The 13042-nt window shown below is 72.5% G+C and carries 10 protein-coding genes; 3 read left to right on the top strand and 7 right to left on the bottom strand.

The features are described 5' to 3' along the window. Nucleotides 1-14 precede the first annotated feature (14 nt). On the bottom strand, nucleotides 15-521 hold the full coding sequence (locus DAA34_RS12280) for a hypothetical protein (protein WP_234354154.1): 507 nt from the start codon (nucleotides 519-521) through the stop codon (nucleotides 15-17). 5 nt (nucleotides 522-526) lie between these two features. Continuing rightward, nucleotides 527-1006 (bottom strand): acyl-CoA thioesterase, encoded by a 480-nt coding sequence (locus DAA34_RS07155; protein ID WP_106818234.1) that lies wholly within the window; start codon nucleotides 1004-1006, stop codon nucleotides 527-529. Between the two features lie 31 nt (nucleotides 1007-1037). Here DAA34_RS07155 and DAA34_RS07150 point away from each other — a divergent pair, with 31 nt between their 5' ends. Further along, nucleotides 1038-3182 (top strand): RecQ family ATP-dependent DNA helicase, encoded by a 2145-nt coding sequence (locus tag DAA34_RS07150; protein ID WP_106819924.1) that lies wholly within the window; start codon nucleotides 1038-1040, stop codon nucleotides 3180-3182. On the opposite strand, the gene yczE is transcribed toward DAA34_RS07150, so the two are convergent. Genes yczE through glgX form a run of 4 tightly spaced genes read right to left on the bottom strand, consistent with a single transcriptional unit; the run spans nucleotide 3153 to nucleotide 10229 of the window. Further along, nucleotides 3153-3803, bottom strand: a complete 651-nt coding sequence (gene yczE / locus DAA34_RS12130) for a membrane protein YczE (protein WP_158707664.1) — start codon at nucleotides 3801-3803, stop codon at nucleotides 3153-3155. The genes DAA34_RS07150 and yczE overlap by 30 nt on opposite strands. Beyond that, entirely contained in the window at nucleotides 3800-5599 is a 1800-nt protein-coding gene (gene treZ, locus DAA34_RS07135; RefSeq protein ID WP_234354152.1) for a malto-oligosyltrehalose trehalohydrolase, read from the bottom strand. The genes yczE and treZ overlap by 4 nt, the downstream gene beginning before the upstream one ends. Continuing rightward, nucleotides 5596-8046: a malto-oligosyltrehalose synthase gene (gene treY / locus DAA34_RS12480; RefSeq protein ID WP_106818232.1), complete on the bottom strand. Its 2451-nt coding sequence runs from the start codon at nucleotides 8044-8046 to the stop codon at nucleotides 5596-5598. The genes treZ and treY overlap by 4 nt, the downstream gene beginning before the upstream one ends. After that, nucleotides 8043-10229 carry a glycogen debranching protein GlgX gene (gene glgX, locus DAA34_RS07125; RefSeq protein ID WP_106818231.1) on the bottom strand — a complete coding sequence of 729 codons (2187 nt, stop codon included), beginning with the start codon at nucleotides 10227-10229 and terminating at the stop codon, nucleotides 8043-8045. Before glgX ends, treY begins: the two co-directional genes overlap by 4 nt. Nucleotides 10230-10367: 138 nt before the next feature. Between glgX and fabG the strand changes: the two genes are divergently transcribed. Continuing rightward, complete coding sequence (gene fabG, locus DAA34_RS07120) at nucleotides 10368-11123, top strand: 3-oxoacyl-ACP reductase FabG (RefSeq protein ID WP_106818230.1); 756 nt, start codon at nucleotides 10368-10370, stop codon at nucleotides 11121-11123. 103 nt (nucleotides 11124-11226) lie between these two features. On the opposite strand, the gene DAA34_RS07115 is transcribed toward fabG, so the two are convergent. Continuing rightward, nucleotides 11227-12372 carry an acyl-CoA dehydrogenase family protein gene (locus DAA34_RS07115; RefSeq protein WP_106818229.1) on the bottom strand — a complete coding sequence of 382 codons (1146 nt, stop codon included), beginning with the start codon at nucleotides 12370-12372 and terminating at the stop codon, nucleotides 11227-11229. 71 nt (nucleotides 12373-12443) lie between these two features. Here DAA34_RS07115 and DAA34_RS07110 point away from each other — a divergent pair, with 71 nt between their 5' ends. Then, a complete protein-coding gene (locus tag DAA34_RS07110; RefSeq protein WP_234354151.1) occupies nucleotides 12444-13037 on the top strand; it encodes a TetR/AcrR family transcriptional regulator in 594 nt (197 codons plus the stop codon). Nucleotides 13038-13042: the final 5 nt, after the last annotated feature.

Raw genomic sequence — 13042 nt, 5'->3', positions numbered from 1 at the left:
CTCGAGGGTACGGATCAGCGGGTGAGGACGTGGCCGGTGCGGGTCGAGACGCGGTGCCAGACCCCCGCCGAGGCGAGGACGACCTCGTCGTCGGCAGCGGCGAACCCCAGGGCGCGCACGGCGCCCGCGATGTCGTCCCCCAGCGCCCCGAGCCGTGCGGCGCCCTCGAGCGTCCATCCGCCGCGCGGCGGGGTGATCGCTGCCCACGGCGGCGACACGGGCGCGGGCGGCATCGGCAGCCGGGTGCCGTTCTCGGGGCGGGCGAGCCGGTCGAGGAGCGCGCCGATCGGGTGGCACTCGTCGACCGGGGCCGCGGGGGCGGCCGCGAGCGGGAGGACCCGAAGCCCGAGGACGACGCCCTCGCCGAGCAGGCCGGAGCCCGGCCGGGCGCAGGTCCACACCGCGAGCGCCGTCGGGGTGCTCTGGAGCCGTGCCGCGCCCTCGGGGTCGAACCGGCGGGCACGCTCGAGGTAGGTGCGCAGGTCGGCCGCCGCCTCGGCATCCGCGAGCTCGACCGCCACCTCCGTCAGCCGCGCTTCCGGAACGGGACCTCGGGACCGAGGTGACGCTCGAGGACCTCGCGCTGCCCCTCGTCGAACGCCTTCGGCCGGCTCGTCCGCAGGTCCACCTGCACCATCGTCGTCGCGGCGAGGGCGTGCACGGCTCGCTCGCCACCGGTCGTCGCACCGTTGTCGTGGAGGACGTACCCGAGGTCGACGCTGCTGCCACCCACGCGCGTGACCCACACGTCGACGACGACCGGCTCCCGCCGCAGCACGACCGGCTCGCGGTACTCGATCTCCTGCCGGGCGACGAGGATCCCCGTGTCGAGGATGGACGTCGAGCTGCTCTCCCCGAACCAGCGGCCGATGGCCTCGATGCGGGTGTCCTCGAGGAACCGGAGGTACTGGACGTTGTTCACGTGGCCGTAGGCGTCCATGTCGCTCCAGCGGAGCGAGATGTCGACGCTCGTCACGGCACCGGTGGGGGTCGCATCGTCGGTCATGGTGCCCAGTCTCCCCTGTCGGGTGGGGGCGATGTCGGTGGGGCTCCGTAGGTTGGCGGTCGTGACCGAGACCGAGACCCTGCCCACCGCCGAGCGCGCGACGGCCGTCCTGCGTCGCCTCGTCGGCCGGGGGGACGCGACCTTCCGCGACGGCCAGCTCGACGCGATCACGGCCCTCGTCGACGACCGCTCCCGCGTGCTCGTCGTCCAGCGGACGGGATGGGGCAAGTCGGCGGTGTACTTCGTGGCCGCCCGGCTGCGCCGCCAGGCGGGGGCCGGGCCGGCGCTCATCGTCTCTCCGCTGCTCGCCCTCATGCGCGACCAGGTCGCGGCGGCGGAGCGGGCCGGCGTGCGGGCGGTCTCGATCAGCTCGGCGAACGGGCAGGCATGGGGCGAGATCCGCACCGCGCTCGACCGGGACGAGGTCGACGTCCTCCTCGTCAGCCCCGAACGGCTCAACAACCCGGCGTTCCGGGACGAGCAGCTGCCCGCGCTCGTCGAGCGGTGCGGGCTCGTCGTCGTCGACGAGGCGCACTGCATCAGCGACTGGGGGCACGACTTCCGGCCGGACTACCGCCGCATCCGGGACCTCCTGACGCGGCTGCCCGAGGGGACCCCGGTGCTGGCGACGACGGCGACGGCGAACGCCCGCGTCGTGGCGGACGTCGAGGAGCAGCTCGGCGCGGGCGGCGAGCGCGTGCGGACGATCCGGGGATCCCTCGCGCGCGACAGCCTCCGGCTCGGCGTGGCCCGTCGCGCGGGTGCCGAGGAACACATCGCCTGGTTGCGCACCCACCTGGCGGACCTGCCCGGGAGCGGGATCGTCTACACCCTCACCGTGCAGGCCGCGGACGACACGGCCGCCGCGCTCGCCGAGACGGGCCTGCCCGTCTTCGCGTACACGGGGCGGACCGCGCCGGAGGACCGGGAGCGGCTCGAGGACGACCTGCGGGAGAACCGGGTCAAGGCGCTCGTCGCCACGAGCGCGCTCGGGATGGGCTTCGACAAGCCCGACCTCGGGTTCGTCGTCCATCTCGGCGCACCGTCGTCGGCGGTCGCCTACTACCAGCAGGTCGGCCGCGCCGGACGGGCCACGGACCGGGCTGACGTCGTTCTCCTGCCGACGACCGACGAGGAGCGCATCTGGGCGCACTTCGCCTCCGCCTCGATGCCCCGGCAGGAGCAGGCCGACGCGGTCCTCACCGCCCTGGCCTCCGCCTCCGGAGCGCTGTCAGTGCCGCGGCTCGAGACCGTCGTCGACATCCGTCGCACCCGCCTCGAGCTCCTGCTCAAGGTGCTCGACGTGGACGGTGCCGTGACGAGGGTCCAGGGCGGGTGGACCGCCACGGGCCGTCCCTGGACGTACGACGCGGGGCGGTACGCACGGGTCGCCCGGGCGCGCACGGACGAGGCCGAGGCGATGCTCGCCTACGAGCGGGGTGGCCGCTGCCGGATGGCCTTCCTCCAGGAATGCCTCGACGACCCCGACCCGCGGGACTGCGGCCGGTGCGACGTGTGCGCGGGGACGTGGTTCCCCACGGACGTCGACGCAGCGGCCCTCGAGGGGGTGCGGGCGCGGATCGACCGGCCCGGGGTGGAGATCGACCCGCGAACGACCTGGCCCACCGGCATGGACCGGCTCGGCGTCCCCGTGAAGGGGTCGATCGCCCCGGCGGAACGGTGCGAGCCGGGGCGGGTGCTCGCCCGGACCTCCGACATCGGCTGGGGCGGGCCCGTGCGCGAGCTCGTCCAGGGCGACGACGGCCCGGTTCCCGACCGTCTCGTGCGCGCGTGCGTGGAGGTGCTGGCGACCTGGGGCTGGACGGAGCGACCGACGGGGGTCGTCGCGATGCCCTCGCGCCGGCACCCCGTCCTCGTCGACCACCTCGCGCGGTCGATCGCCGAGATCGGTCGGCTGCCGTTCCACGGGGCCCTCGATCTCGTCGACGGCGGTCCCGTCGGTGAGCGGGGCGGCAACAGCGCCTACCGCCTTGCCGGGGTCTGGGACCGGTTCGCCGTGGGACCGGAGCTGGCGTCCGCGGTGGCCGGCAACGGTCCGGTCCTCCTCGTCGACGACCTCGTCGACTCGCGATGGAGCATCACCGTCGCGGGCCGGGCGCTGCGACGCGCCGGTGCCGACGCCGTGCTACCCCTCGCCCTGGGGGTCGTCGGCTGATCCGGGACGCACGGGAAGCTGCACCGTCGTCCACGGCAGGAACGCCTGGATGACCGGACCGATCGTCACGGCGTACAGCAGCGTCCCGATCCCGACCGTCCCGCCGAGCGCCGCACCGATGGCCAGCACCGTCAGCTCCAGCCCCGTCCGCACGAGGCGGAGGCTCGCGCCCGTCCGTGCGGCGAGCCCGGTCATCAACCCGTCCCGTGGTCCCGGACCGAGCTGGGTGCCGATGTACACGGCCCCGGCGAACCCGTTGAGGACGATCCCCCCGACGAGCAGCGCGACGCGGTCGAGGAGCCCGGTCGCGTCGGGCAGGGCCGCGAGCGTGGCATCCGTCGCGATCCCGATGACGAGGACGTTGGCGATCGTCCCGGCGCCCGGCCACTGGCGCAGCGGCCACCACAGGAGGAGCACGACGGCACCGGTGAGGATGACGACCGTCCCGAACGAGAGCGGAACCCGGTGGGCGACGCCCTCGTGGAGCACGTCCCACGGGTCGAGCCCGGTGTGCGAGCGGACGAGCATCCCCATGGCCGTGCCGTAGAGCCAGAGGCCGATGAACAGCTGGGTGAGCCGGCGTGGCAGTCGTCCGGCGCGCAGCTGATCGAGCGGGCTCACCCGACCTCGACGACGGCGACGCCCGCGCCGTCGATGAGCACCCGGCCGGTCGCGGCGTCGACCGAGCGCTCACCCCAGCCGGTGAGCTCGTGGCGCACCCCGGCGACGTCCACCTCCTGCCGTCCCTCACCGAACCCGCAGACGACGTGGACCGACCCGCGCCGCATGACGAACCAGCCGGCGTCCTCGTCGAACACGCAGCTCGTCGCCGCGAGATCCCCGTCGGCCGCGTCGGGGTGCGAGCGGCGCAGGGCGATGAGCACGCGGTGCCAGGCCAGCAGCGAACGGTGCGGCTCCTGCTCGATCTCCTCCCACCGCAGGGTCGAGGCGTCGCGGGTGACCGGGTCCTGGGGGTCCGGCACGTCCTCGGCGGCCCACCCGTGCGAGGCGAACTCGGCCCGGCGCCCGGTGCGGACCGCCTCGGCGAGCTCCGGGTCGTCGAAGTCGGTGAAGAACTGGAACGGTGTGCTCGCGCCCCACTCCTCGCCCATGAAGACCATCGGGGTGAACGGCGAGAGGACGTAGAGCGCCGTCACCGCCGCCAGGCGCCCGGTGTCTCCGTGGTGCCCGATGCGGTCCCCCGTCGCCCGGTTGCCGACCTGGTCGTGGGTCTGGGCGTACGCGACGAAGCGGTGGCCCGACGTCGCGCTGCGATCGACCGGATGCCCCCACCGGGCGCCGCGGAAAGACGACCACCGGTCGTCGTGGAGGAAGACCTCGGTCAGCACCTTCGCCAGGACCGACAGCGACCCCCCCTCGGGCCACGTGTCGTTCCGACCGGCGAAGTCACCGTAGTAGCCCTGCGTCTCCCCCGTCGCGACGACGTGGAGGGCGTGGTGGACGTCGTCGGCCCACTGCGCCGACATCCCGAGCCCGCCGAAGGTCGTGGGCATCACGGTGCGCGGGTCGTTCACGTCCGACTCGGCGATGAGGTCGAGCGGACGGCCCAGCTCCTCCGAGAGCTCCGCGACGGCGTCGGCCATCTCGGCGAGGACGTGCCGCTCCGAGTCGTCCCGCAGCTCGTGGACGGCATCGAGCCGCAACCCGTCGACGTGGAAGTCGCGGAACCAGCGCAGGACGCTGCCGATGACGAACGCCCGCACCTCCGCAGAGCCGGGCTGGTCGAGGTTGACCGCCGGGCCCCACGGCGTGACGTGCGCGTCGGTGAAGTACGGCCCGAACTCCCCGAGCCGGTTGCCGCTCGGGCCGAGGTGGTTGTGGACGACGTCGAGGATGACGCCCAGACCCCTGGCGTGACAGGCGTCGACGAACCGCTGCAGCGCCGCGGGCCCGCCGTACTGGGCGTGCACGGCCCAGAGCGCGACCCCGTCGTAGCCCCAGTTCCACCGACCGGGGACGCCGGCCACCGGCATGAGCTCCACCGCGTCCACGCCGAGGGCGACGAGGTGGTCGAGCCGCCCGATCGCCGCGTCCAGCGTCCCCTCGGGGGTGAAGGTCCCGACGTGGAGCTCGTAGATCACGCCCCCGGGGATGCCGCGGCCGTCCCGCGGACCGGCCCACCCGCTGTCCTGCCACGCGTGGCGGGCGACGTCGAACGTCCGGCTCGGCCCGGCGACCCCGGCGGGCTGCCAGGCGCTGCGCGGGTCGGCCAGGGCCTCGCCACCGTCGAGGGAGAACGCATAGTCGACCTCGCCGTCGGACCGCGGCGCCTCGGGCGGGATCTCGAGCGCCCACCACCCGCCCGTCTCGCGCTCCATCGGCAGGCGCAGCTCGCCGTGCGGACCGAGGAGGGCCTCGACGGTCGAGCTGTCGGGAGCCCACACGCGCAGCGTCACGGCGCGGCCTCCCGAACCAGGAGCGCGACGGGCCCGTCGGCGAGCACCCGCGCGAGCGGGACCCGCCCCCCGGCGTGCGTGACCCCCGGGCGGAGCACGTCGGTCCAGCCACCCTCGGGCAGCTCCACCGCGGCGTCGGCGGACCCTCCGTCGGCGGCGAGCGCCGTCGTGAGGCGTCGCACGAGGGCGACCACCTCGACGCGGTCGTGCGCACCGCGGGCGAGGGCGACCGCGTGCCCGCCGTCGCACGTCGGGTGCACGGTGATCGCGTCCGGCCCGACGAACCAGTCGGGGTGGGCCCGGCGCAGGCGCAGCGCCGCCGCGGCGAGCCGGAGCTTCTCGTCGTCGAGATCGGCCGGTAAGGCCCCGCGATCGAGCCGCTCCAGCCGCTCCGCGATCGCGTCGTGGTCGACGTCCCGACGGTTGTCCGGGTCCACGAGCGTGAGGGAGACGATCTCGGTGCCCTGGTAGACGTCCGGCACACCCGGGCCGATGAGCTGGAGGAGCTTCTGCCCCAGGATCACCGCCCGCGTGCCCTCGGCGTGGGCGTCGACCCACGACCGGACGTGGTCTCGCACGGCGTCGTCGTCGAGCAGCCCGTCGACGAATGCCGCGACCTGCGACTCGTACTCCTCGTCGACGTCGATCCACGTCGAGTGCCGCCCGGACTCGCGCACGGCCTTGCGGAGGTAGTCGTGCATCCGCGGGGCGTCGATCGGCCATGCCCCCACGAGCGTCTGCCAGACGAGGTACTCCGTCGACGCGTCGAGCCGCTTCCCGCGGTACGCCGCACCGAGGTCCCGGGCGCGCGCCACCCACTCGGCCCAGCCGGCGGGATCCTCGGTCATGGAGACCAGGCGTGCCCGGACGTCCTCGCTGCGCTTGGTGTCGTGGGTCGTCAGCGCCGTCATCGTCCTCGGCCAGCGCGCGGCGATCCGGTCGAGGTACGCGGCGAACCGCGGCGGGGCCATCCCGATCGTCCCCGGGTCGCCCCCGACCTCGTTGAGCCCGGTGGCCCGCAGGTAGCGGTAGAACGTCGTGTCCTCGACGCCCTTGGCCATGACGGGGCCGCAGGTCTGCTGGAAGCGGATGACGCAGTCGGCTGCGGCGTCCACGTCGGCACCCGAGGCCGACCCGGACAGGACCTCGACGACGGCGGCGACGAGATCGGCGTCGGCCGGGTGGTCCGAGGGCTGGAGGCGGTCGGTCGCCCGTTGCGCGGCGGCCTCGAGCTCGCCCCGCGCGTCCGCCGTCATCGACCCGTCGGCGGTGACATAGGCCCGGTACCGGTGGACGTTGACGAGGAGCTCGACGACAACCCGCTCCAGGGCGTCAGGGTCGTGCTCGGGCAGTACCTCGGCGAGCCGCCGGGAGAGACGACGACGCTCAGCCAGGAGGACGCCGTCGACGACCTCGCGCTTGGCCTCGTCCACCCACGCGTCGATCGGCCGCACGTCGCCGGCGATGGCGCGCCACAGGTCGCTGAGGTCGGGCTCGGCCGCCGGGTCGCAGAACAGCTGCCCGAGGCGGGTCATCGTGTCGTAGCCCGTGGTGCCCTCGCAGGCCCAGGCCTGCGGCAGCTCCTCCTCACCCTCGAGGATCTTCTCCACGACGACCCACACGCCGCCGGTCGCCTCGGCGAGCCGGTCGAGGTAGGCCTGCGGGTCCGCGAGCCCGTCCGGGTGGTCGATCCGCAGACCGTCGACGGCGCCCGAGCGCACGAGCTCGACGACGAGCGCGTGGGTGGCGTCGAAGACCTCCGGGTCCTCGACGCGCACGCCGACGAGATCGGTGACGTTGAAGAACCGGCGGACGTTGAGGTCCGCGTCGCCGGTGCGCCAGAACGCCAGGCGGTAGGGCTGCGCCTCGACGAGCTCCGGCAGGGGCAGGTCGAGCGTCTCGGGCCGCACGGGGAGCACGTGCTCGTGGTAGCGCAGGACGGGCGTCCCCCCGGGACCGCCCTCGCGGTCGATGACGAGCTCGCCGTTGTCGATGGCCTCCTGCGGGGTCCCGCCGAGGATCGGTACGAGGACCCGGCCGTCGTGCGCGTCGTGGTCGACGTCGAACCACGACGCGTACTCCGACTCCTCCCCGTCCGACAGCAGCCCCCACCACGACGGGTTGAGGTGTGCCGGCACGGGCGTCGCGACGTGGTTGGGGACGATGTCGAGGACGATGCCGAGCCCCGCACCCCGGCAGGCCGCGACGAACCTCTCGAACCCCTCGCGCCCGCCCATCTCCTCGTCGATCCGCGTCGGGTCGACGACGTCGTACCCGTGCGTCGAGCCCGGCGCCGAGGCGAGGATCGGCGAGAGGTAGACGTGGCTCACGCCGAGAGCCGCGAGCCGGGGCGCCACGGCAGCCGCCTCGTCGAACGTGAGCTGCGGCCCCATCTGCAACCGGTAGGTGCTGACCGGGCAGGGCTGGCCGGGCGCGGGGCGGCTCATGGCGCCGTGTGCTCCGCAGCGTGCTGGGCAGCCCCGGCCGGCGGTCGGACGTCGTCCTCGCGCGGTGCGCGCAGGAGGACGAACGACCGAGGCTGGGCGACGATCTCCTCCCCGGGCGCGAGCTCGTCGCCGGCGACGACGTCGGCCGCGGTGTCGATCTCGACGACCCACCGCGCGCCGTATCCGTCGCTGGGCAGCGTGAACGTCGTCGCCTCGTGGCCGGCGTTGAAGACGAGCAGGAAGCTGTCGTCCCGGATGGCGTTGCCGCGCGGGTCCGGCTCGGGGATCGCCTCGCCGTAGAGGAAGACCATGAGAGCGCGGGCGTAGCCGTTCGACCAGTCGTCGTCCGTCATGTGCTCGCACGAGGGGGTGAACCACTCGATGTCTCGGACCTCGCTCTCCCCGCCGTGGTCCGCGGCCCCGGCGAAGAAGCGGCGTCGGCGGAAGACGGGGTGGTCGCGGCGCAGCTCGAGGACCCGGCGGGTGAACGCGAGCAGCTCGGTCTGCTCCTCGTCCAGCTCCCAGTCCATCCACGAGATCTCGTTGTCCTGGCAGTAGACGTTGTTGTTCCCGCCCTGGGTGCGGCCGACCTCGTCGCCGTGCAGGAGCATCGGGACGCCCTGGGAGAAGAACAGGGTCGCGAGAATGTTCCGCTGCTGACGCAGCCGGAGCGCGCGGACTTCCGGGTCGCCGGTCTCCCCCTCCGCGCCGCAGTTCCACGAGCGGTTGTGGGACTCCCCGTCGTTGTTGTCCTCGCCGTTGGCCTCGTTGTGCTTCTCGTTGTACGACACGAGGTCCCGGAGGGTGAAGCCGTCGTGAGCGGTGACGAAGTTGATCGAGGCGATCGGCTTGCGGCCGTTGTGCTCGTAGAGGTCGCTCGAGCCCGTGAGGCGGCTGGCGAACTCACCGAGGGTGGCGCCCTCCCCGCGCCAGAAGTCGCGGACCGTGTCGCGGTACTTCCCGTTCCACTCGGTCCACAGGGGCGGGAAGTTGCCGACCTGGTAGCCGCCCTCGCCGACGTCCCACGGCTCGGCGATGAGCTTGACCTGGCTGACGATCGGGTCCTGCTGGACGAGGTCGAAGAAGGCCGACAGACGGTCGACCTCGTGGAACTGGCGGGCGAGCGTCGCCGCGAGGTCGAAGCGGAAGCCGTCGACGTGCATCTCGGTCACCCAGTACCGCAGCGAGTCCATGATGAGCTGCAGGACGTGCGGGTGGCGCATGAGGAGGCTGTTGCCCGTCCCCGTCGTGTCGTAGTAGTGCGTCTTGTCGTCGGTGAGGCGGTAGTAGGCGGCGTTGTCGATGCCCCGGAAGCACAGCGTCGGCCCCAGGTGGTTGCCCTCGGCCGTGTGGTTGTAGACGACGTCGAGGATGACCTCGATGCCGGCCTCGTGCAGGGCCTTGACCATGCCCTTGAACTCGAGGACCTGCTCGCCGCGGGTGCCGAAGGCGGCGTAGCCGTTGTGCGGGGCGAAGAAGCCGATCGTGTTGTAGCCCCAGTAGTTGCTCAGGCCCTTGTCCTGGAGCGTGAAGTCGTTGACGAACTGGTGGACGGGCATGAGCTCGATCGCCGTGACACCGAGCGCCGTGAGGTGGTCGATGATCGCCGGGTGGGCGATGCCGGCGTACGTCCCCCGCAGGTCCGGCGGCACGTCGGGGTGGTTCATCGTCATCGCGCGCACGTGCGCCTCGTAGATGACGCTGTTGTGGTACTCGTGCCGGGGGTGGCGGTCCTGGCCCCAGTCGAAGAACGGGTTGGTGACGACCGACATGAGGGTGTGCCCCAGGCTGTCGCGCGGGGTCTCGGCCAGCGACAGACCGGCCGCCTCCCCTGGTGCGTCGGGGTCGTAGGAGAAGAGCGACGGGTGGTACGGCATCTCCCCGTCGATCGCCTTCGCGTACGGGTCCAGCAGGAGCTTGCTGGGGTCGCAGCGGTGGCCGGCGCCGGGGTCGAACGGACCGTGGACACGGAAGCCGTACCGCTGGCCCGGGAGGATGCCCGGGATGTAGCCGTGGTGGACGAAGCCGTCGACCTCGGGCAGCGTCACCCGCGTCTCGTCGCCGCGGCGCCCCACGAGGCACAGCTCGACGCGCTCGGCAACCTCGGTGAACAGCGCGAAGTTCACCCCGGTGCCGTCGTAGGTCGCCCCGAGGGGGTAGGGGTTGCCGGGCCAGATCTCCACGTGGGTGGTCCTCCTTGTGCGGGAGGGTCCATCCTCGCGACAGGCAGCCGGGGCAGGCAAACCGACAACCCCTAGGATCGTGGATCGAGCGCCCCGCCGCGCGGCGGGCGGCGCAGGACCACCGAGAGGACACCCAGGATGAGCACCCAGCGTGTGGCGATCGTCACCGGAGCGGCCCGCGGCATCGGCGCGGCCACGGCCCAGCGTCTGGCCGCCGACGGTCACGCCGTCGCCGTTCTCGACCTCGACGAGAGCGCCTGCGCGGGCGCCGTCGAGACCATCACCGCCGCCGGCGGCCGGGCGATCGCCGTCGGGTGCGACGTCGCGGACGCGGAGCAGGTCGAGCAGGCCGTCGCCCGCGTCGCCGAGGAGCTCGGCGCGCCCACGATCCTCGTCAACAACGCCGGGATCATCCGCGACAACCTCCTGTTCAAGATGACCGAGGACGACTGGGACGCCGTGATGAACGTCCACCTCAAGGGCGCCTTCCTCATGACGAAGGCCGTCCAGGCGTTCCAGACGAAGGAGAAGTACGGCCGCATCGTCAACCTCTCCTCGTCCTCGGCCCAGGGCAACCGCGGCCAGGCGAACTACTCCGCGGCCAAGGCGGGCATGCAGGGCTTCACGAAGACGCTCGCGCTCGAGCTCGGCAAGTTCGGGATCACCGCGAACGCCGTCGCCCCCGGCTTCATCCAGACCGACATGACGGCCGCCACCGCCGAGCGGATCGGCATGTCCTTCGAGGACTTCATCGAGGCGAGCGCCAAGGCGATCCCGGTGCAGCGCGTCGGCCAACCGGCGGACATCGCCGCGACGATCTCCTTCCTCTGCTCCGAGGAGGCCGGCTTCGTCTCCGGCCAGGTCATCTACGTCGCTGGTGGTCCGCTCGACTGACCCGCCCACCCACGCAGAAGGGCCCGGCTCCTTCCGGAGCGGGGCCCTTCTGCGCTACAGCCGGCGGCTCGTACCTCGCCGCCAACCTCCGCTGCGTCGTTCGTCAGAGGCCGAGGTCGCGGCCGATGAGCTCCTTCATGATCTCGTTCGAGCCGGCCCAGATACGGGTGACGCGGGCGTCGCGCCAGGCGCGGGCGACCCGGTACTCGTTCATGAAGCCGTAGCCGCCGTAGAGCTGGACGCAGTGGTCGAGGATCTCGCCCTGCGTGTCCGAGCTGTACCACTTGGCCTTCGCGGCGTCGATCGGCGTGAGCTTGCCGTTGGCGTGCGCCTCGACGCAGTCGTCGATGTACGCCTCGGCGACCTCGATCTTCGTCACGAGCTCGGCGATCTTGAACTTGTTGTGCTGGAAGCTGCCGATCGGCTGACCGAAGGCCTTGCGCTCCTTCGTGTAGTCGATCGTCTCGGCGAGGATCTGCTTGGCGTGCGCGACGTTCGCGACCGCACAGCCGATGCGCTCCTGGGCCAGGCGCTGCATCATCGCGATGAAGCCCATGCCCTCCTCCCCGATGAGGTTCTCGACCGGGACCTTGACGTTGTCGAAGAAGAGCTCGGAGGTGTCCGACTCCTCCTGGCCGACCTTGTCCAGCTTCTGGCCCTTGCTGAAGCCCTCCATGCCGTCCTCGAGCATGAGCAGGCTGATGCCCTTGGCGCCCTTGCTCGGGTCGGTGCGGACGGCGACGATCGCGAGGTCGCACTGGTAGCCGTTCGTGATGAACGTCTTGCTGCCGTTGACGATGTAGTGGTCACCGTCCTTGACGGCGGTCGTCTTCAGCGCGGCGAGGTCCGACCCGCCCGACGGCTCGGTCATCGCGATGGCGCAGATGAGCTCGCCGGAGGCGATGCCGGGCAGCCACTTCTCCTTCTGCTCCTGCGTGCCGAGGTCGACGAGGTACGGGGGGCAGACGTCGGCGTGGATGCCGAAGCAGGTGGCCGTCGCGGCGGTGAACTTCGCGTACTCCTCGGCCGCGATGGCGTTGAAGCGGTAGTCCTCGGCGCCGGCGCCGCCGAACTCCTCGGGGATGTCGAGGCCGAACAGGCCCATGTCGCCCGCGGCCTTCCAGATCTCCCGCGGGATCGTCTTGTCGCGGATCATCACCTCCGCACGGGGGCGCATGTGACGGTCGATGAACTCGCGGACGGACGAACGGAAGGCCTCGTGGTCCTCCGTGTAGACGTTGCGGGGCATGTGAGCATCCTCCAGGCGGGGAACGGGTAAGCGCTTGCTTAGTGTCCGGCGACGGTTGCATGCTGTCAACCGTGTCCCGGTCTCCCGTCGCCCCCACCGTCTCGCGCCTCTTCGAGGCCGCGGCGTCCGCCTTCGCCGACAAGGGCTTCCACGCGACGACCACCCGTGACATCGCCTCGCGCGCCGGTCTGTCCCCGGCCGGGGTGTACGTCCACTTCACGAGCAAGGAGGACCTCCTCTTCCAGCTGAGCCTCGAGGGGCACACCGCCGTGCTCGACCACCTCGAGGGTGCGGTCGAGCGGGCGAGCAGCCCGTCGGAGGCGCTGGCGGAGGTCGTCGAGGTCTTCGCCCGCTGGCACGCCGAGCAGTACCGCGTCGCCCGGATCGTCCAGTACGAGTTCACCCACCTCTCCCCCGAGCACCGCCGGGAGGTCGTCGACCTCCGGCGCCGGATCGACGCGGTCGTCGCCGGGGTCGTTCGGGACGGCGTGGCCGCGGGGGAGTTCGACCTCGGCGCGGGTGCCGACCCGGCGGTCACGGCCCGGGCGGTCCTGTCGATGGCGGTCGACGTCGCCCGCTGGTACCACCCCGGCGCGGCGCACACACCCGAGGAGATCGGGACGACGTACGCCGCCCTCGCGCTGCGGCTCGTCGGTCGGCGCTGACCACC

This window comes from Janibacter massiliensis, assembly GCF_900289115.1.
GTDB lineage: Bacteria > Actinomycetota > Actinomycetes > Actinomycetales > Dermatophilaceae > Janibacter_A > Janibacter_A massiliensis.
The sequence above is the reverse complement of the archived record's forward strand: the minus strand, read 5'-3'. Positions and strand labels throughout refer to the sequence as shown.